We start from the raw sequence: 19,882 nt of genomic DNA, 5'->3' as shown, positions 1-19,882 counted from the left end.
TGCCCCGCCTTGAGCGGGGCATCCAGTACGCCGCGGCCTGTCCGTTGAATTCGACCGCCTCTGGAATACTGGATCGCCCGGTCTAGCCGGGCGACGACATTGTTGTTTGTGCCGCGGGCAACCGACTCACTTCGCCTTCAGGAAGTCGCCGACTTCGAGCAGCACGAACTCGTCGTCATCGGCCTTGTTCGGGTCGCGGCTCGAGGAGAACGGCAGATAGTTGTCGTTGCCGACGATGATGTGGCTCTCGTCGACCCGGTCGACATTCTCGATGGTGAAGAACGGGAAGGTGTAGACGCCGTCGTTGAGCGGCTTCTTCGCCTTCTTGTTGGGATCGCGGATCTTCAGGAGGTCGATATAGGCGATCTTGCGCGCGGGCTTGCCGACATTGGCGTCGGACAGTTCGATCTTGTAGACGCGCTTGAACTTGGCAAGATCCGGGAAGCAGTTCTCGCCGCGGGCGCCTTGCGGGCAGGCCTTGTCGGCGGTGCCTTCGCCATTGTCGCGCTCGATCACGAGACCCTGGGTCGGGTCGATCATGTTGAAGTCGCCGATCGCATTGCCGTTCTGCTCGAACACATATTGCCAGTAACGTCCGGTGAACTTCTCCGCGGCGACGTCGAATTCCAGGATGCGCGAGGCTTCCTTGCCGTCGACCTTCTCCCAGTCCTTCTTGTCGGCATCCCATAGCGGTCCCTCGAGCAGGCCGTAGAGGAACTTGCCGTCCTTGGACGAGGCAAAGCCCTCATAGCCCTTGGAGCGGCGCAGGTTGACGTTGGTGTAGCTCGCACCGGGCGCGCCCGGCGACTGCACCGCCCAATGGTCAGGCGAACGCACCGGCTTGCCGTCGGCGACGGTCTCGAACACGGCAAGGATCTTGCCGGTCTTGTCGGCCTTCAGGATATAGGGTCCGAATTCGTCGCCGATCCAGAACGTGTCGTTGACGATCTGGAAGCCTTCGGTATCGAAATCTGCGCCGGTCAGATAACGCTTGGCGGTGTCCTCATGCACGATGCGGAACGGCACCTTCTTGTCGGGATCGTGCAGGAACACGGTCTCCTGGCGCTCCATCTTGCCGCTGGCCCAGTCGATCTTGTGCCGGTTCAGGTACAGCATCGAGTCCGCCGAGTTGTAGCGCGAGCCCATGCCGTTGTCGGTGATCACCCAGAACGAGCCGTCCGCCATCACCTTGATGCCGGAATGGCCCTGCAGCGGCTGGCCCTTGAACGGCAGCGACACGCCGGTCGGCCGCTCATAGGACTTGCCCATCACGGTGCCTATCGCGTCGACCCGCTTGCCGGTGGTGTACTTGCCCGAGGTCTTCAGATCATCAGGGGCATCGGCGGGCGCGTCGATGAAGCTCTCCGCCGGCATCACGGCGTGTCCCGCCAGCGTCGCCGGGAATTCGCCCTCGCTCTGCGCGAACGCGGATGTGGCGAGCAGGACGGTGGCGACAGAGCAAAGCAATGACAGGCGCATGGTTGGTCTCCCAAGGAAAGATACGAAGGAACAAACGATGCGGTGTTCTCGGAGGCGCCTGTTACAGGCGCCTGACAGTTTTGTGAATCGCCGGCGTTGCCCCGGGGATAAGCCTTGCGGCGTTACGTCGCCTTGCCCGCCGGCCGCATCGTCTGCGGCAGCAGGAACGGCACGCCGTTTGCGGTGTAGTCGATCGCAACGTCGATCTCGAAGATCTTGCGCAGCGTCTCGGCCTGCATCGCGGCGGCGCGGTCGCCATCGACGGCAAGCCGGCCGCGGTGCAGCAGCAGGATGCGGTCGGCAAACCGCATCGCGAGGTTGAGGTCGTGCAGGATCGCGATCACGGCGGTGCCGCGCCCGGCCCGCCGCCGCGCGGTCTCGACGAGATCAATCTGGTGCCGCAGATCGAGGCTCGATGTCGGCTCGTCCAGCAGCAACAATCCGGGGCCGTGCAGCGCCTCGCCGCAGGCGAGCTGCACCAGCACGCGGGCGAAATGCGCGCGCTGCTGCTCGCCGCCGGACAGCGTCGGCAATTGCCTGCAACGGAAATGCGCCAGCCCGACCTGGTCCAGCGCCGCCTCGACGAGGTTACGCGCCGCCGTGCGCGGGCTTTCGCCGGCGCCCATGCTGACGATTTCCTCGACGGTGAACGGGAAGGTGACGTTGACATGCTGCGACAGCATCGCGCGGTGCTGCGCCAGCTCGCGCGGCCCGTAGCCGTGCAGGTCACGCTGCTTGAGCCTGATCGAACCGCGGGACGGACGGAGGTCGCCGGAGAGCATCCGCAAGAGCGTTGATTTGCCGGCGCCGTTGGGACCGACGATCGCGACCATTTCGCCGGCGCCGATCCGCAGGGAGACTGCATCGACCAAGGTCGTGCCACCGACCGTCATCGACACCGATTGTGCTTCGAGCAGCGCGCTCATAGCGACACCAGCCCACGCTGGCGCAGCAGCATGGCGAGGAAGAACGGCGCGCCGATCGCCGCGGTCAGGATGCCGATCGGCATTTCGGCAGGTGCCACGATGGTGCGCGCCACCGTATCGGCACCGACCAGGAGGATGGCGCCAAGCAGTGCGGAGGCCGGCAGCAGCAGCCGGTGCGCGGGCCCGATCACGAGCCGCAGCAGGTGCGGCACCACAATGCCGACAAAGCCGACCACGCCGCAGACCGAGACCGCAACGCCGGTCATCGCCGACACCAGCACGATCGAGATCCGCTTCAACCGTTCGACATCGACGCCGCTGTGGAACGCCTGGGCCTCGCCGAGCACCAGCACGTCGAGCCCACGCGCGATCGCGAGGCAGGCGATCAGCGCAATAGCCAGCACCGGCGCCAGTGCCGTGAGCTTGGTCCAGGTCGCGCCGCTCAGCGAACCCAGCAGCCAGAAGGTGATGTCGCGAAGCTGGCGGTCGTCGGCGACGAACACCAACAGGCCGATGCCGGCATTGGCGATCGCGGCAATTGCAAGCCCGGCCAGCAGGAAGATCGCAATCGAGGTCCGGCCGCCGCGGCTGGCGATGGCATAGAGCACGATGGTCGTGAGCAGCGAACCGGCAAAGGCCGCGATCGGCAGCAACTGATGCTGCAGGAAGCGCAGGCTCTCGCCGAGATGGCTGTCGGTGAACACGATCGCCACCGCTGCGGCAAACGCGCCGCCGGAGGAGACGCCGACCAGCGCGGGGTCGGCGAGGGGATTGCGGAACAGGCCCTGCATGACCGTGCCGGAGACGGCAAGGAGTCCGCCGACCATCGCGGCAGCCGCAATTCGTGGAATCCGGATCGACCACACCACAAGCTGGTCGCGCGCGAGCAGCGGATTGGCGGTGCCGTCGGTCCACAGGCCGAGCGCGGCCGGAAGCCGCGACAGCGGAATGCCGGCGGCGCCGACCGTCAGCGCAACCAGCGCAGTCGCTGTGAGCGCCGCAAGCAGGCAGAGCAAAGTGAGTGTCGCCGCCGGCCGCTGCGACATGCCGGCGCGCCGTTGCTTGGTGCGCGCGCGGCGCTCGGCCAGCACGCTCATTGCCGGCAGTTCGCGGTCAGCGCTGCCGGCTTGAAGTTGTCGGCCTCCGGCGCCAGCGCCGGATAGAGCTTGACCGAGAGGTCGCGTGCCGCGGCCGCGGTGCGCGGTCCGAAGCCGAGCAGATAGAGCCCCTCCATCGAGATGAAGGCCTTGTTGGCCGCGACCGGCGTCACCGCGAAGCCCGGATGCGCGAACACCGCGTCAGCGGTCAGCGAGTCCTTGCCGCGATCGATCGACAGCACGACATCCGGTTTCGCCGCCACGATGGCCTCGTCATTGACCGGCTTGTAGCCGTCGTAGCCGTCGATTGCGTTGACACCGCCGGCGAGCTGGATGATCTCGTCCGCGGCGGTCTTGTGACCCGCGGCCATCGCCCGGCCGTTCAAGAGCGACATCACGAACATCACCCGCACTGGTTTTGTTACCCTGGCGCGCAGCGTGCGCAACTGGGCGAGATCGGTTTCCACGGCCGCAGCCAGGCAGGCGGCGCGCGGATAGGCGCCCATGGCGTGGCCGACCAGCCTGATCTTTTCGATCAGCCCGGCCTCCGAGAAGGTCTCGGGCACCAGCACCAGCGGCACCTTGGCCGCCTCCAGCACGTCCATGGTCTCCTTCGGCCCGGAGCCCTGCACCGCCAGCACCAGCGACGGGTGCAGGCCGAGCACGCCCTCGGGCGAGAGCTGGCGCATGTAACCGACGTCGGGTTTCTCGCGCAGCGCCGCCGGCGGATAGAGGCTGGTGGCATCGACGCCGGCGATGCGGTCCGCGAAGCCGAGCGCATAGAGGATCTCGGTGATCGCACCGCCGATCGAGACGATCCGTGTGGGATCGTCGATCACGACGTCGCGGTCGCGTGCGTCATGCACGGTGATGCCCTCGGCAATGGCCGCGCCTGATGGCAGCCAACAGGAGAGTGCGAGCAGAGCGAGCGTGCGACAAATTGTCATCGGGGTGGTCACTTGGTGAGGATCAGCTTGTTCTGCGAGGTCAGCCGCAACCGGTAATGCTCCTCGCCATGCACGATGATGATCTCGCGCTCCGCCGAGAACAGCTCGCGGCTGTCGAGACGATTTCCGCGCATGATGAGCGTTTTCGCCGCGTCAGACGCTGATGCGGCCTGCTTTCCGGCCGTGCCGATGCTGTCTCCGGAAGATGCCGACATTCTCTTGGTGCTGCGCCTGCGAAATTTCAAATGCTGCTTGCTTGTATAAGCGGGCCGAGGCGCATTCCAACGGCCGCACTTTACAATCGATGTAAACAGTGCCGCCGCATTCTTGACCGTTTTGTTGCCGGCTCGTAACCAATCATCACGCGATGCGAGCGGGTGGCTTGCATCGCAACGTAGCCAGCAAGCCGCTCGCCAGAGCGCACGCCAGCCAAACCAGAAAAGCGATGATCGGGCTGGGGCTAGAATGGCTGACGGGGCTAGGGTTTCGCGCGCCCTGATTTTGGGCGCGTCGGTGTTTTCATTTGCGGCTGCATTGCCGGAGAACGGTCTCGCGCAAACCGCCGATGCTTCGGCTGCGCGTCCCGCAACCGAGCGGCCGAAGCAGGCCAAGCGGAAGCCGAAGCCCCAGGTTGCGCAGCAGCCCGCAACGTCGCCGGCAATGAATGCGCGCGCGCAGATCGGCGCAGTGCCGGTGCAGTCGCTCGACACCATCACGGCGGTGGCATCAAAGACCGAGGAGCGCGCGATCGATGCGCTGGCGCCGGTCAGCTCCGTCACGCTGGAGAAGATCCAGGGCCTGCAGCCGAACCGACTGTCGGACATTTTCTACGCCGTGCCTGGCGTCTCGGTCCAGGAACGCGGCGACGATCCGGCGACCGTGATCAACATCCGCGGCCTGCAGGATTTTGGCCGTGTCGCGGTCGTGGTCGATGGCGCGCGGCAGAACTATCAGCGCACCGGCCACAACGCCAACGGCTCGTTCTTCCTCGATCCTGAACTGATCGGCGGCGTCGACGTGGTGCGCGGCCCGACCGCAAATATCTACGGCTCCGGTGCGATCGGCGGCGTGGTCTCGTTCCGCACCAAGGATATCGACGATGTGGTGCGCCCCGGCGAGCGCTGGGGCGTCGATATGTCGGGCTCCTACGGCTCCAACAAGGACCGCGGCATGGGCTCGGTGTTCGGCGGCGTCCGTGTCGACCCGAACGTCGACGTGTTCGGCGGCGCCGTCTATCGCACGCAGAGCAATTACAAGGACGGCGCGGGCACCGAGATCGGCAATACCGGCAACGATATCGCGGCCGGCCTGATGAAGGTGACATTCCGCCCGGCCGAAGGCCACGAGTTCAAGATCGGCGGCGTCTTCCAGGACTACCAGTACAATATCGGCCAGCAGAACCGGGGCGCGACCACGACCGCGGCGCCGCTGGCGGCGATTGCGGGCTCCTCGGTCTATGCATCCGACGCCAAGAACTACACGGGCACGCTGAGCTGGAGATACTCCAAGCCCGACGACATGCTGTTCGACTGGAACATCTCGGTCTACGGCAACCGCACCGACAACGACCAGGTCAAGACCTACAACAATCGCATCACCACCGGCGGCGGCGTCTGCACGCTCGCCAATCCCGGCAACAACATCTCCGGCTGCGTCGGCGACAAGCGCGGTTATTCGCTCGACACCGTCGGCATCGACGTCAACAACACGTCGCGATTCAATTTCGGCGACTGGCGCAACGCCGTGACCTACGGTTTCGACGCCTTCCGCGACGATGTCGAGACCTTCGATTCCCGCGGCAACTCCAACATCACGACGCCGGGTGGCCAGCGCACGGTGTCCGGCGGCTTCGTGCAGCTGAAGCAGAACTACTCGACCTGGATCGAGCTCGTCAGCGCCGTCCGCTACGACCACTATGAGCTCAACTCGATCAACACCACGACCAGCGGCGATCGGCTGTCGCCCAAGATCACGGTCGGCGTCACGCCGGTCGCCGGCTTCACACCCTATGTAAGCTATGCCGAGGGCTATCGCGCGCCGTCGATCACCGAGACGCTGATCGCGGGCGGCCACGCCACCGGCGGCGGACCGGCGCTGTTCAATTGCCCTGATGGTACCAGCGGCCTGTTCTGCTTCCTGCCCAACCCGGCGCTGCGGCCCGAGGTCGGCAAGAACAAGGAAGTCGGCATCAACCTGAAATATGACGGCATCTTCTCGGCCAAGGACTCGTTCCGCGGCAAAATCAACGTGTTTCGCAACGATGTCGACGGCTATATCGATCTCGTCGCCTCGGCACCCACCCTGACGCCGTTCGGTCCGTTCAGCCAGTTCTACCAGTACCAGAACATCGCGCACGCTCGCATCGAAGGCTTCGAGCTCGAGACGATGTATGATGCGGGCGACTGGTTCCTTGGCGTCGCCGGCCACCTGATGCGCGGCCGGAACACCCAGACCAATGTCGGGCTCGCCACCATCACGCCGCGCAAGGTGACGACGACGGGCGGCGTGCGCCTGCTCGACCGATCGCTGATCATTGCCGCGCAATGGTCGTCGTTCGGCGCCAACAACGATTTGCCGGCGGGCTATCTGCCCTCGACTGGCTATGAGCTGGTCAATCTCTATGTGACCTGGAACGCCACCAAGGACATCACCTTCACGGCGTCGGTCGACAATCTCTTGAACCAGTATTACCGGCCCTATGCGATCCCGGGTTCCTCGACCGACGGCACGACGCAGAACGACGTGCTGTTCTCGAGCCCCGGTCCGGGCACCGTCTACAAGGCCGGGCTCAGGATTCACCTAGGTGGAGCGTAACGCGAGACGGCGATCATTCCATCCAGGTTGCTCCGGCCGCGCTGGTGCCCCCAGCGCGGCCTTGGCGCATTCCTTGGCGCATTCATGATATCAACGAGATCGACCGGCAGGATCCCGTGCATCCGCCGCCAAACAGGAGAAGGCTTTCATGTTCATCGCAATGAACCGGTTTCAGGTGATCAAGGGCAAGGAGCAGGCGTTCGAGACGGTCTGGAAGACCCGCGAATCCTATCTCGGCGATCTGCCCGGTTTCATCGAGTTTCATCTGGTGAAGGGCCCCGAGGCCGAGGACCCCACGCTCTATGCGACCCACACGGTGTGGGCCAGCAAGGCGGCGTTCGAGGACTGGACCAAATCGGATGCGTTCCGCCGCGCCCATTCCCGCGCCGGCAACGAGACCGGCGGCAGCCTCTATCTCGGCCATCCCAAATTCGAAGGCTTTGAGGTGCTGATCACCGAGCGCGCGAAGAGCCCGGCGTAACGGAGGCGATCGTGCAGAACGCGGAGCTAGCCGGATTGAAGGCCTACATGGCCGACAATCCCGGCGCTGTCATCGAGGACGTCGCGCGCGAGCGCAAGGTGACGCCGCGTGCGGTGCTCGAGGCGCTGCCCGACAGCATGCTGCGGATCGGCGCCGGCGAATTCGCCGCCGCGATGCAGGACATCGCGGAGTGGGGCGAGGTGACGCTGATCGTGCACACCGATGACGCGATCTTCGAGTTCACGGGCGCCATTCCGAACGGCGAGGTCGGCCGCGGCTATTTCAACCTGATGCAGCCGAAGGGCCTGCACGGCCATCTCCGGCATGAGCGCTGCGCGGCGATCGCGTTCGTCGAGCGGCCCTTCATGGGCAAGGTGTCGGCCTTCATCGCCTTCATAAATCTCGACGGCGGCATCATGTTCAAGGTGTTCGTCGGCCGCGACGAGACGCGCGCGCTGCGCGGCGATCAGCTGGAGCGCTTCCACGCGCTGGCGGACCGCCTCGCGCCGAAAGCAGGTGAGACCAACGTAGGACGGGAGGCGACCATGTCGCATCGCTGGCTTGGGCGGAGCATCTGGATGGTGGCTTCCAGCGCACTCGGCATGCTGCCGGGCGCGAGCCTTGCCGCATCCGACGCCGCGCTGTTGCCGCGCAACCTCTCGCCCTGGGGCATGTTCGAGAGTGCCGACATCGTCGTGAAGGCGGTCATGATCGGGCTCGCCTTTGCCTCGCTCGTCACCTGGACGGTCTGGCTCGCCAAGACCGTCGAGATACGCCGCAAGACCGCGCTCGCGAAGCAGCGGATCGGTCTGCTCGAGCGCGACACTCAGCTTGCCGAGGTCGAGCAGGCGAGCCGCGACGGCAGCGATGCCGTGGCGCAGATCGTGCAGTCGGCGTCGCGCGAGGCCGCGCTCTCCGGCGGCATGTTCGACGACGGTTTCAAGGAACGCATCGCGCTGCGGCTGGAGCGGGTCGAAGCGGCGATGTCGCGGCAAATCGCGCGTGGCACCGGCGTACTCGCCACCATCGGCGCCACCGCGCCGTTCGTCGGCCTGTTCGGCACGGTGTGGGGCATCATGAATTCGTTCATCGGCATCTCCGAGGCGCACACCACCAATCTCGCGGTGGTCGCGCCCGGCATTGCCGAGGCGCTGCTCGCGACCGCGCTCGGCCTGGTCGCGGCGATCCCGGCGGTCGTGATCTACAATCATCTGACCCGTTCGATCGCGGCCTACCGCGCGCTGCTCGGCGACGCCTCCGTCATGGTGATGCTGCTGGTCAGCCGCGAGGGCGATCGCAGCCTGTTCCGGCTGGCGCGCGCTGCGGAGTAGCAGATGGGCGTCAAGCTCGGCACCAGTGGCGCGTTCGGCCGACGTCGCGGCGACGACGACCTTGTCGAGGCGCATGAGATCAACGTGACGCCGTTCATCGACGTGATGCTGGTGCTGCTGATCATCTTCATGGTGGCGGCGCCGCTCGCGACCGTCGATCTCGGTGTCGATCTGCCGGCCTCGACCGCCGAGCCGCAGCCGCGGCCGGACAAGCCGGTGTTCGTCACGGTGAAGCCCGATCTGTCGGTCGCCGTCGGCGAGGATGTGATCGGGCGCGATGTGCTGACTGCGACGCTCGATGGCGCCACGCGGGGCAAGAAGGACGAGCGCATCTTCCTGCGCGCCGACAAGGCGGTCAGCTATGGCGATCTGATGGAGGTGATAAACCTGCTGCGCAACGCCGGCTATCTCAAGATCGCGCTGGTCGGCCTCGACGGGCGCAGCTGACGTCCATGAATGCGTATGCGCTTCATGATGCGGGTGACGAGGTCCGGCTGCGGCGCTGGGGTCTGTCAGCGGCTGCGATCCTGGCCGCCCATGCGGCGCTGCTTGCGCTCGGCATGAGTTGGGTCTCGGCACCGCCGCCGGGCGTTGCCGTACCCGCGGTGCTGGTTGACCTGACGCCGATCACGTCTGCGCCAGAAGTCTCCGAGACCGAGCTGCCGCCGGGCCCGGTGATGCAAGAGGCGGATGCCTCACCGCCGGAGCCTGCCGCCGCGCAGGCCGTGCAGCAGGAGATCGCACCGACACCGCTGCAGGAGAAGCCCGAGGTCGCCGCCCCGCCGGAGCAGAAGCAGCAGGTGACGCCGCCCAAGCCCGAGCCCGCGAAAGCGGTTCCCGAACACAAGCCCGAGCCGGTCAAGCCGAAGGTGGTTCGCCGCGAGGCCAAGAAGCCGTCCGAGGCGACGCCGGCGCCGCGCACCAGCGCGCCGAGCCGGGCCGAGCGCCAGGCACCAACCGCGTCCGCGATCAGCGCCGGCGCGGCGGCATCGGCGATCGCGGCGTACAACGCGCGGGTCCGCGCGCATTTGCTGCGCTTCCACTCCTATCCGGCCGGTGGCAATGGCCAGCGCGGCGTGGTCCGGCTGGTGTTCACGCTCGGCCGTGGCGGGCAGGTGTTGTCGAGCCATCTCGGCGGCTCCTCCGGCAATCCGACCTTCGATGCGCGGGCGCTGGCGATGATCCGCCAGGCCCAGCCGTTTCCGGCGTTTCCGTCCGAGGTCACGCAGGGCTCGATGGGCTTTAGCGTGCCGGTCGCGTTTGTGCCGCGGTAGCACAGATATCGTTGATCGGAGCCGCATCCTCTTATTCCCGTCATCCTGAGGAGCGCGCTCTTGCGCGCGTCTCGAAGGATCGACGGCCACTAGCCGGGCCGCGCATCCTTCGAGACGCCGCTTCGCGGCTCCTCCAGCGACAAAGGCGAAGCCTGCGCGCGGGGATGACGGAGATAGAGTGAGCTGGCTTCGACGCGGACGAAGCTCCGCTACTCCTTCACCGCCCCCGTCAGCGACGACACGTAGTAGTCGACGAACAGCGAGTAGAACAGCGCGACCGGCAGCGAGCCGAGCAGGGAGCCCGCCATCAGAGCGCCCCATTGGTAGACGTCGCCGGTGACGAGCTCGGTCAGGATCGCGACCGGCACCGTCTTGTTGGCGCCGCTCTGGATGAAGGCGAGCGCGTAGATGAACTCGTTCCACGACAGCGTGAAGGAGAAGATGCCGGCCGAGATCAGGCCGGGCACTGCGAGCGGCAGCGTGATCCGCCACAGGATCTGCAGCCGCGTCGCGCCGTCGACCAGCGCGCATTCCTCGAGCTCATAGGGGATCGACTTGAAGTAACCGATCAGGAGCCAGGTGCAGAACGGCACCAGGAAGGTCGGATAGACCAGGATCAGCGCCAACGGCGAGTCGAACAGGCCGAACTGCACGATCACGGTGGCGAGCGGAATGAACAGGATCGATGGCGGCACCAGATAGGCGAGGTAGATGCCGAGGCCGACATAGGGGCTGCCGCGGAAGCGCAGCCGCTCGATCGCGTAGGCCGCGAGCGTCGAGGCGAACAGCGACAGGAAGGTCGAGCCGATCGCGACCAGCATCGTGGTCTTCAGCCAGCGCGGATACGAGGTGTCGAACAGCAGGTGCTTGAGATGCGCGAGCGTCGGCGAGGTGATCCAGAACGGGTTGTGCTCCTTGTAGTTCAGAAGCTCCGCGTTCGGCTTGAACGAGGTGATCGCCATCCAGTAGAACGGGAACAGCAGGATCAGGATGAAGCAGGCGAGCGGCAGATAGATCATCACCACGCGCCGGGCGCGGGAGTCCCACGCCATCGTATCGGGCGTCGCGCTGGCGACGTTGGAGGATTGGGCCAATACTTGAACGTTTTGGTCAGTCATTGGCTTCTCCCTGCTGCCATTTGCGGCGCGCGAGGCCGAAGTAGCTGAACAGCGTCGCGAACACGAGGAACGGGATCATCGACACCGCGATCGCGGCACCCTCGCCGAGCTCGCCGCCGGCGATGCCGCGCTGGAACGCCAGCGTCGCGAGCAAATGGGTCGAGTTGACCGGGCCGCCGCGGGTGATGGCGTAGACGAGCTGGAAATCGGTGAAAGTGAAGATGATCGAGAACGTCATCACGATCGCGAGAATCGGCATCATCATCGGGAAGGTGATGTAGCGGAAGCGCTGCCACGCGGTGGCGCCGTCGAGCATCGCGGCCTCATAGAGCGAGGGCGAGATGGTCTGCAGCCCGGCCAGGAGCGAGATCGCGACGAACGGGATGCCGCGCCAGATGTTGGCGGCGATCAGCGAGAACCGCGCCGGCCAGGGCGAGCCGAGGAAGTCGACATTGCTGGAGCGCAGATGCAGCACGTCGACCAGCAGATAGGAGATGATTGAGAACTGCGGATCGTAGATCCACCAGAACGCCAGCGCCGAGAGCACCGTCGGCACGATCCACGGCAGCAGCACGATGGCGCGGATCAGGCTCTTGAACGGGAAATGGTTGTTGAGCAGCAGCGCCAGCCAGAAGCCGAGTGCGAATTTCCCGAAGGTTGCGATCGCGGTGTAGAAGACCGAGTAGAACACCGCGTTCCACCACAGGGGATCCTTGAGCAGGTACTGGAAATTCTCCAGCCCGATATAGACGCCGCGCTGGCCGATCGTGGTGTCAGTGAAGGCGAGCCAGATGCCGAGGCCGAGCGGATAGGTAAGGAACACCAGCAGCAGGCCGATCGCGGGCGCAAGGCACATCACGATCAGGAACGGCTTGTAGTCGAACAGGCGTGCGCCCCAGCCCGGCTGGCGCAGCGCGTGTCCGCGTGAAGGTAGCGTCGTTACAGACATTGAATGCTCATCCGCTGCCGTCATTGCGAGGAGCGAAGCGACGAAGCAATCCATTCCCTGGTGGTGCTATGGATTGCTTCGCTTCGCTCGCAATGACGGTTGGTCCAGATCTACGGTTCAATGACCGCCGTTACCGGCCTTGCCGCCGGAAGTACCGCTTAGCGCGCTGCTCGGCTTCCGCGGCGGCGGCTTCCGGCGTTGCGGCGTCGGTCGCCACCGAGGCGCACATCTGCACCAGAACATAGTCGGCGTTGACGGCGCCGGTCGCGGTCGAGATCGGCCCCTTGTAGCCGTTGTAATAGGGGCTCTTCATGGTGTCCTTGAAGATCGCGACCTTGGGATCGCCCGACCACACCGCCGCATCGGCGTAGGCCGCGAGCGGCTGCGACCAGTAGCCGGAGTTGGCGTTGAGCCAAGGCTCGTACTGCTCGTGCTCCAGCATGAACTGCAGGAACGCCTTCGCCGCGTTGGGATAGGGGCTGTGCTTGAACGCCATCGCGTTCAGCGTCAGGCCCGACATCGGAGAGACCGGTGCCAGCCCCTTGGGCAGGAACTGATGCTGGGTGTCGTCGGCGACCGCCTTGGTCGCGGGATCGTTCTTCAGCGAGAAGTACAGCGAGACGCCGTTGGCGGTCAGGCCGATCTCCTGCGACGAGTAGGCGCGGTTGTTGGAGACGTCGTTCCAAGACGGCGTGCCGGCGATGAAGTTCGGATAGAGCTCCTTCAAATATTTCAGCGCCGCGATCGTCTCCTTGCTGTTGATGATGATATTGCCTTCCTCATCGAGCAGCGCGGCGTTGTGCGACCACAACAGCCAGTTGGCGAAGCCGTTGCCGTCGCCGACCGCGTTGCCGAGCGCAAAGCCGGCCGGTTTGCCGGCCGCTTTCAGCTTCTTGCAGAGCTCGAGGATGCCGGCATGGTCTTCCGGTACCTTGTCGAAGCCGGCCGCATTGACCAGCGACTTGCGGTAGACCAAGGGGCCGCCCGAGGCGCCGAACGGCAGGCCAACCCAGCTCTTCGACTTCGAGCGCATGCCGTAGCGGCGCGCCAGCGTCAGCCATCCGCCGTAGCGCTTGTCCAGATAGTCGGCCACGTCGGTCAGCTCGATCAGCTTGTCGATATAGATGTGCGGTGCATCGCCGAAGCCGATGATGATGTCGGGGCCGGCGCCGGAGTTCGAGGTCACCGCGGTCTGCTGGTTGATGTCTTCCCAGCCGACAAAGTCGACCTTGACCTCGACGCCGGTCTTGTCGGTGAAGCGCTTGGCATTGGCGCGGAACACGTCCTCGTCGGCCTGCACGAAGCGCACCGGCCGCAGCATGCGCAAGGTCGCGCCCTTTTCGATCGGCAGCGACGGCGCCGCCACGTCGGCAGCCTTGACTTTCGACGCTTCCTGCGCCGAAGCGCCGGTGACTGCCAGTGCCGCTGCGGACGCCCCCAGCGCCAGCGCGTCGCGGCGCGTGATCTCGTACTTCATGTCGTTCGCACTCCCTTTTTTGTTGTTGCTTCCCGGCGTTTTGGCCGCCGGTGACGGGTCTTGTAGTCAAGGATCTTGTGGTTCTTGGCGCCCGCCACACGAAGGGCCCGTATCGTCAGCGAGACGGGCCCTCGTGCGAAGAACGCATTCCCGCCTAGCTGTTCGGACCGCGATCCATGCTGACGGGCTGCCAGCGACGCAACGCGGTGTTTTGCAGCACCGACGGGTTGACGCAGCTTACCGGCCACATGCCTTGGAGCACTAGTGACAATTCGTAGCCCACCCGGCGCTTGCGCGCCTCGTCAAAACGTGCCGACGCCGAGGCGACATGGGCGGTCAAGGTAACATTGTCCATCCCGAGCATCGGATTGTTGTGCGACGGCGGCTCCTTTTCCAGCACGTCGAGCGCGGCGTGGGCGATCCAACCCTCCTGCAGCGCCTTGATCAGCGATTCCTCGTCGACGGTGGCGCCGCGGCCGGTGTTGATGAAGACGGCCGATTTTTTCATCTGGCGAAAATGCTTCTCGGTCAGCATGTGATGCACTTCGGGCCGCGCCGGGGCGTGCATCGAGACGAAATCCGACTGCGACAGCACCTCCGACAGCGTCGAGGGGATCACGCCGTGGTCGTACATCAGGGTTTCCTGGATGAAGGGATCGTAGGCCATCATCCGAAGCCCGAACGGCGCGGCGCGCTTGGCCACCGCGCGTGCGACCCGGCCGAACGAGACGAAGCCGAGGGTCTGGCCCATCAGCCGCGGAATCTTCAACAGCGCCGGGCGGCCCTCGGCCCAGCGTCCGCTGCGCACCATCTTGTCCTGCTCGATCAGGCGGCGGAAGCCAGCGAGCAACAGCATCATGGCGTGGTCGGCAACCTCCTCGATGAAGGTGTCGGGGATGTTGGTGACGGGGATGCCGCGCGCGGTCGCGGCCTTGACGTCGACCGAGTCGACGCCGACGCTGCCGAGCGTGATCACCTTGCAGTTCTCCAGCGCGTCGATGACCGCTTTCGTGATCGGCATGCCCTTGGCGTAGATCGCGTCCGCGGTCCGTGCCGCGGCAATGAATTCGGCCTCGTTGGCCGGCGCCTCGACGATCTCGGCGCCGATCAGATCGAGCGCCTCGCGCTCATAATCGTAGCCGCCGCCGGCGACCGTGAAGCTCGCGCCCTTCGGCGTCACCACCCTGAATTTCGACATTGTCTGCTCCCGATGTGAGGTCTTCTGTTCTTGCTTCTTGCTGGTTCGGTTCTTGATCTTGCTTCTTGGTCTTGTTGCTTCTTGGAGCGCGGCTTGCGTCACCGCTTTCCCATACTTGTACGCGAGCTGCGCCATTCCCTCTACAATTGCCGGTTGGTCCGCGGCCCGATTCTCCGGGCTTCTACGGGGAACCTCCGTAACCATCGGGTAAAGGGTCTCACATTACGGTGAACCGAATCAATCCGCCAATCGCGTCGCGTTCCCCGCCTCCTGGAGACCCCCGTGAAGCTGTCAAATATGAAGATCACCCCCAAGCTCGGCATTCTGGTGGGGGTGGCCCTGATCGGCCTGTGCACCGCCGGCATCCTCGCGATCAATCTGATGCAGCGTGAGATGACGAATGCGCGCATCGACCAGGCCAAGGCCATGGTCGAGATGGCGAAGAACATGGCGGCGGGCCTGAAGAAGGATGTCGATGCCGGCAAGATGACCAAGGAGGCGGCGCTCGCCGAGTTCGGCAAGCGCGCCAACACCATGACCTATGACAACGGCGCCGGCTATCTGTTCGGCACCGACTACAACGGCATCACGGTGCTGGCGCCCGATCCGAAGCAGGTCGGAACCAACCGCATGGACGTCGTGACCAACGGCCGCAAGCTCTCGCAGGAATTGATGGACGGCGTGAAGTCCAAGGGCGAGATCCTGCTGTTCTATGAGTATGTGAAGCCCGGCCAGGAGACCCCGATCCGCAAGGTCGGCTATGCGGTGGCGGTTCCCGGTTTCGACATGTATGTCGGCACCGGCGCCTATCTCGAGGATATCGACGCCAAGATGCGGCCGATCGCGTGGCTGCTCGGCCTTGCGATCCTCGGCATCGGCATCATTTCCGGTTCGGTCGCCTGGCTGATCGGCCGCAGCATCTCCCGGCCGCTCAACTTGCTCGGCAGCCGCATGCGCGACATTGCCGACGGCAAGCTTGACGGCGACATCCCCGGCGTCGGCCGCGGCGACGAGGTCGGCGGCATGGCGGCGACCGTGCAGATCTTCAAGGACAATGCGGTTCGGATCCGCGGTCTCGAACAGGCCGAGGCCGAGACTCAGGCGCGCGCCGCCACCGAGCGACGCTCGGCGATGCAGAACATTGCCAGCGATTTCGAGCGCAGCGTCAACGGCATCGTCCGGACGGTAGCTTCCGCCGCCGCCGGCATGCAGACCACGGCACAGTCGATGACTGCGACCGCCAGCGACGCCAGCGCGCGCGCCGCGACCGTCGGCGCGGCATCCGACTCTGCCTCCAACAATGTCGGCACTGTCGCAGCCGCGGCCGAGGAGCTCTCCAGCTCGGTTGCCGAGATCTCCCGCCAGGTGGCGCGCTCCAGCGAGGTCGCGAGCCAGGCGGTGGCCGATGCCGAGCGCACCAATGCGACCGTGCAGGCGCTCTCCACCGGCGCCGAGAAGATCGGCGAGGTGGTCAAGCTGATCCACTCGATCGCCGCCCAGACCAATCTGCTCGCGCTCAACGCCACCATCGAGGCGGCGCGCGCCGGCGAATCCGGCCGCGGTTTCGCGGTGGTCGCCTCCGAGGTGAAGGCGCTGGCCAACCAGACCGCGAAGGCGACCGAGGAGATCTCGGCGCAGGTCGCCGCGATGCAGGCCTCGACCGGCGAGGCGGTGACTTCGATCGGCGGCATCACCGCGACCATCGCGCAGATGAGCGAGATCACGGCCTCGATCTCGACCGCGATCGACCAGCAGGGCGATGCGACGCGCGAAATCGCCCGCAACATCCAGCAGGTCGCGGCCGGCTCGAGCGAGATCTCCGCCCATATCGGCGGCGTCACCACCGCAGCCGCCGCCACCGGCACCGCGGCGGGCGACGTGCTGTCGAATGCGCGCGAGCTGGACACCCAGTCCGGCATGCTGCGCAACGCGGTCGACGAGTTCCTGCAGAAGGTCCGCGCGGCGTAACGGATTGCGTAGTTGGGTAGGGTGGGTTAGCGAAGCGTAACCCACCATCTTCATCGCGGCACGAAGTCGGTGGGTTACGCCTTCGGCTAACCCACCCTACGATCCTCGCCGAAGATTGCCGTCATGCCCGGGCTTGTCCCGGGCATCCACGTTTTTGATCGCGGCAAGAGAAGACGTAGATGGCTGGGTCAAGCCCGGCCATGACGGATCAAGAATCCATTACTGCTTCTCGATCCCGGCGTCGGCGATCAGCTTCTCCCACAGCACCAACTGCTCCTTGAGGAACGCCTCGAACTCCTCGGGCGTGCCGGAGAATGCCTCCATGCCGCGCTCGGCGAGCTGGTTCTTGATGTCGGGCCGCTCGACGATCTTGCGGATCTCCGCATTCAGCCTGACGACGACATCCTTCGGCATGTTGGCGGGGCCGAGATAGCCCTGCCAGGAGGTGATGTCGAAACCTTTCACGGTGTCGTCCATTGTGGGCAGGTCCGGCAGCAGCGCGGATTTCCGCTTGGTGGTCACGGCGAGCGGCTTCAGCGCCTTGGCGTTGACGTGCGGCAACCCGGTCGGGACGTCGATAAACATCATCGAGATGCGGCCGGCGATCACGTCGGTCAGTGCCGGCGGCGAGCTCTTGTAGGGCACGTGCAACAGGTCGATGCCTGCGAGGCGGGCGAAGGTCGCGCCGGAGACGCTCGCCGACGACGAGCCGCTGGCATAGGTGTATTTGCCCGGCTCCTTCTTGGCGAGCGCGATCAACTCGGCGACCGAGTTCGCCGGGATGTCCGGATGGATCACCAGCATGAAGGGCAGGTCGCCGGTGCGCGCGATCGGCGTGAAATCCTTGATCGGATCGTAGTTCATGGTTTTCAGCAGATACGGATTGGCCGAGTGTGTCGTGTTGGTGGTGACGAACAAGGTGTAACCGTCGGGGGCGGAGCGGGCGACATAGTTCGCCGCGATCGAGCCGTTGGCGCCGGCCCGGTTGTCGATCACCATGCCGACGCCGAGCGCAACCCCGAGCTCCTTGGAAATCAACCGCGTCGTGGTGTCGGTGCCGCTGCCGGCGGCGAACGGCAGCACCAGCGTGATGTTGCGCGTGGGATAGGTCTGGGCAAGTGCCGTCTCGGATATCGCCACGAGCACGGCGGCGGCTGCGGCCGCCAGGCACCAGTATCGTCGCGATCCCATGATCATGTCGTCGTCCCCCCGCGCGGGCCCTGAACAGGCCCATTGCGGCCGAAGCTAGCCCGGCCGCCACGGCTGCGGAAGCCGTGCCGGGAGCAGCCTTTCGCCGCATGGCCACTCCCGGACGCGGGTGGGGACGCTACGATCCCACCGGGAAGACCTGCGCGACGTGAAAAGCCTTGGTGGTGACGAGCCACCTGCCGTCGATCAGATGAAACACGAGATGGTCGATGAAGCCGGTTTGGCCGGCCCTGACGCGCACCTTGGCGATGGCCAGATCGGACGCGGTCTGGTCGATGCTGATGATGGCCTCCTCGCGCGGCGATTTCATCGACGCCGGCGAGGGTCGGCTGCGGATGAAGTCGCGGAATTCCGCGGCCGACCGCACCGTGTGCTTGCCGTCCCGGATGCCGTGCACGATGCAGGCATCGGAGAAGACGTCGCGGAACCGGCTATCGTCGACGTCATACATCAGGTTGAAATATCCTTCGATCGCGGATGCGATGGCCTGGATGTCGCTCATGGCAAAACTCCGTAGCGGATGATGTGGCGGTGACCCCACCGGATCGAACCGGTGGTCTGCGCCGACAGTGGCCGATACGGTCGCGGAGTGCTACGACTGGACTGTCATCTCATGGATGACTGAGAGGCATCGACATGGACGAAGTTGACGGTCGGCTCGTCGGCGGGCTTGTGATCCTCGCAGCCGTTGCGGACGCGCGCAGCTTCGGCAAGGCCGCCGAACGGCTCGGCATGACGCAGTCCGGCGTCAGCAAGGCGATCGCCAAGCTCGAGGCGCGCCTCGACACCAGGCTGGTTCATCGCACAAGCCGCGCCGTCGAGCTCACCGAGGAAGGACGCGCGCTGTACGAGCGGGTTGCCGCGCATCTGGCCGGGATCGGCGAGGCGGCGGCGGAGACCTCGAAATCGCGCGATGCGGTCCGCGGCAGGCTGCGGGTCAATGTCGACCCGCTGTTCTCCCGCATGGTGCTGTCGCCGAAGCTGAGCGAGTTCCTGCTGCAGAATCCAGGCATGGATCTGCGTATCGAGACCCGCGACCGGATCGCGGATCTGGTCAGCGACGGTTTTGATCTGGCGGTGCGCTTCGGCGAGCCGGCGCCGTCGGCGCTGATTGCGCGCCGCGTACTCGATGCGCGCGTGCTCACCGTGGCCTCGCCGATCTATCTCGAACGACACGGCCAGCCGCTTGATCCGCGGGAACTGGCGAGCCGCGACCATCAGTGCATCCTGGCAATCGACGCGGCGACCGGGCGTCCGTTCGATTGGGAGTTTTGGCGCGGCGGCGAGGTCGTGCCGGTCGCGGTCAACGGGCGGCTCACCGTGACCGATTCAGGAACCAAGCTCGGCGCTTGCCTGGCCGGCTTCGGCGTCGCCCAGGTGATCGATCTCGGGCTCGACGATCACCTGAGGAGCGGCGCGCTGATCGAGCTGTTTCCGGACTGGCCCGACGAGCGTTTTCCGCTCTATGTCTATTACGCCTCGCGTAACCACGTGCCGGCCAAGGTGAGGCGGTTTATCGACTTCATCACGGAAACGCTGGCGGCAAAGCCACATTCGCCACGCAAATCCGCCGGCTTGCGCAAGGTAGGCTAGAGCGTTTTCGAGCGAAGTGGA

The 19,882-nt window shown here is 65.4% G+C and carries 18 protein-coding genes and 1 pseudogene; 8 read left to right on the top strand and 11 right to left on the bottom strand.

Annotation, left to right across the window (positions count from 1 at the left end; translation table 11 throughout):
• Positions 1-126 precede the first annotated feature (126 nt).
• The 5 genes from K359_RS0109850 to hemP all read right to left on the bottom strand — a co-directional run bounded on the left by K359_RS0109850 (position 127) and on the right by hemP (position 4,664).
• Entirely contained in the window at positions 127-1,479 is a 1,353-nt protein-coding gene (locus K359_RS0109850; RefSeq protein WP_029079189.1) for an esterase-like activity of phytase family protein, read from the bottom strand.
• A gap of 122 nt (positions 1,480-1,601) precedes the next feature.
• Positions 1,602-2,405: a heme ABC transporter ATP-binding protein gene (locus K359_RS0109845; RefSeq protein ID WP_029079188.1), complete on the bottom strand. Its 804-nt coding sequence runs from the start codon at positions 2,403-2,405 to the stop codon at positions 1,602-1,604.
• Positions 2,402-3,502 (bottom strand): iron ABC transporter permease, encoded by a 1,101-nt coding sequence (locus K359_RS0109840; protein WP_029079187.1) that lies wholly within the window; start codon positions 3,500-3,502, stop codon positions 2,402-2,404. The genes K359_RS0109845 and K359_RS0109840 overlap by 4 nt, the downstream gene beginning before the upstream one ends.
• Positions 3,499-4,449 (bottom strand): hemin ABC transporter substrate-binding protein, encoded by a 951-nt coding sequence (locus K359_RS0109835; protein WP_029079186.1) that lies wholly within the window; start codon positions 4,447-4,449, stop codon positions 3,499-3,501. The genes K359_RS0109840 and K359_RS0109835 overlap by 4 nt, the downstream gene beginning before the upstream one ends.
• Before the next feature lie 8 nt (positions 4,450-4,457).
• Entirely contained in the window at positions 4,458-4,664 is a 207-nt protein-coding gene (hemP, locus tag K359_RS0109830; protein WP_029079185.1) for a hemin uptake protein HemP, read from the bottom strand.
• A 250-nt stretch (positions 4,665-4,914) separates the two neighbouring features.
• On the opposite strand from hemP, the gene K359_RS0109825 reads away from it, so the two are divergent.
• From K359_RS0109825 to K359_RS0109805, 6 genes and pseudogenes are all read left to right on the top strand, one after another.
• Positions 4,915-7,263, top strand: a complete 2,349-nt coding sequence (locus K359_RS0109825; protein WP_029079184.1) for a TonB-dependent hemoglobin/transferrin/lactoferrin family receptor — start codon at positions 4,915-4,917, stop codon at positions 7,261-7,263.
• A 148-nt stretch (positions 7,264-7,411) separates the two neighbouring features.
• Positions 7,412-7,744, top strand: coding sequence for an antibiotic biosynthesis monooxygenase (locus K359_RS0109820; RefSeq protein ID WP_029079183.1), 333 nt, complete (start codon positions 7,412-7,414; stop codon positions 7,742-7,744).
• A 47-nt stretch (positions 7,745-7,791) separates the two neighbouring features.
• Positions 7,792-8,250: pseudogene (hutX, locus tag K359_RS58700) on the top strand (heme utilization cystosolic carrier protein HutX); the annotation flags it as partial.
• 96 nt (positions 8,251-8,346) lie between these two features.
• Complete coding sequence (exbB, locus tag K359_RS0109815) at positions 8,347-9,075, top strand: tonB-system energizer ExbB (protein ID WP_371261143.1); 729 nt, start codon at positions 8,347-8,349, stop codon at positions 9,073-9,075.
• Positions 9,076-9,078: 3 nt separating this feature from the next.
• On the top strand, positions 9,079-9,522 hold the full coding sequence (gene exbD, locus K359_RS0109810) for a TonB system transport protein ExbD (protein WP_029079181.1): 444 nt from the start codon (positions 9,079-9,081) through the stop codon (positions 9,520-9,522).
• Positions 9,523-9,527: 5 nt separating this feature from the next.
• Positions 9,528-10,349 carry an energy transducer TonB gene (locus tag K359_RS0109805; RefSeq protein WP_029079180.1) on the top strand — a complete coding sequence of 274 codons (822 nt, stop codon included), beginning with the start codon at positions 9,528-9,530 and terminating at the stop codon, positions 10,347-10,349.
• Positions 10,350-10,558: 209 nt separating this feature from the next.
• Here K359_RS0109805 and K359_RS0109800 read toward each other — a convergent pair whose 3' ends face one another.
• The 4 genes from K359_RS0109800 to K359_RS0109785 form a co-directional block, all read right to left on the bottom strand.
• A complete protein-coding gene (locus K359_RS0109800; RefSeq protein ID WP_371261142.1) occupies positions 10,559-11,401 on the bottom strand; it encodes a carbohydrate ABC transporter permease in 843 nt (280 codons plus the stop codon).
• Between the two features lie 58 nt (positions 11,402-11,459).
• Positions 11,460-12,416 (bottom strand): carbohydrate ABC transporter permease, encoded by a 957-nt coding sequence (locus K359_RS0109795; protein ID WP_029079178.1) that lies wholly within the window; start codon positions 12,414-12,416, stop codon positions 11,460-11,462.
• 130 nt (positions 12,417-12,546) lie between these two features.
• Positions 12,547-13,893, bottom strand: coding sequence for an ABC transporter substrate-binding protein (locus K359_RS0109790; RefSeq protein WP_029079177.1), 1,347 nt, complete (start codon positions 13,891-13,893; stop codon positions 12,547-12,549).
• 154 nt (positions 13,894-14,047) lie between these two features.
• Positions 14,048-15,091: a C-terminal binding protein gene (locus K359_RS0109785; protein WP_029079176.1), complete on the bottom strand. Its 1,044-nt coding sequence runs from the start codon at positions 15,089-15,091 to the stop codon at positions 14,048-14,050.
• 282 nt (positions 15,092-15,373) lie between these two features.
• Here K359_RS0109785 and K359_RS0109780 point away from each other — a divergent pair, with 282 nt between their 5' ends.
• Positions 15,374-17,059: a methyl-accepting chemotaxis protein gene (locus K359_RS0109780; protein ID WP_029079175.1), complete on the top strand. Its 1,686-nt coding sequence runs from the start codon at positions 15,374-15,376 to the stop codon at positions 17,057-17,059.
• Between the two features lie 219 nt (positions 17,060-17,278).
• Here K359_RS0109780 and K359_RS0109775 read toward each other — a convergent pair whose 3' ends face one another.
• Both K359_RS0109775 and K359_RS0109770 read right to left on the bottom strand, forming a co-directional pair.
• Positions 17,279-18,250 carry a tripartite tricarboxylate transporter substrate binding protein gene (locus K359_RS0109775; RefSeq protein WP_029079174.1) on the bottom strand — a complete coding sequence of 324 codons (972 nt, stop codon included), beginning with the start codon at positions 18,248-18,250 and terminating at the stop codon, positions 17,279-17,281.
• A gap of 136 nt (positions 18,251-18,386) precedes the next feature.
• Complete coding sequence (locus K359_RS0109770; protein WP_035976393.1) at positions 18,387-18,770, bottom strand: nuclear transport factor 2 family protein; 384 nt, start codon at positions 18,768-18,770, stop codon at positions 18,387-18,389.
• Positions 18,771-18,904: 134 nt separating this feature from the next.
• On the opposite strand from K359_RS0109770, the gene K359_RS0109765 reads away from it, so the two are divergent.
• Complete coding sequence (locus K359_RS0109765) at positions 18,905-19,861, top strand: LysR family transcriptional regulator (RefSeq protein WP_029079172.1); 957 nt, start codon at positions 18,905-18,907, stop codon at positions 19,859-19,861.
• The last annotated feature ends 21 nt before the right edge of the window (positions 19,862-19,882 follow it).

The organism is Bradyrhizobium sp. th-b2 (genome assembly GCF_000426785.1).
In the GTDB taxonomy this organism is placed as follows: Bacteria; Pseudomonadota; Alphaproteobacteria; order Rhizobiales; family Xanthobacteraceae; genus Bradyrhizobium; species Bradyrhizobium septentrionale.
This window is presented reverse-complemented; position numbering and strand designations above follow the sequence as displayed.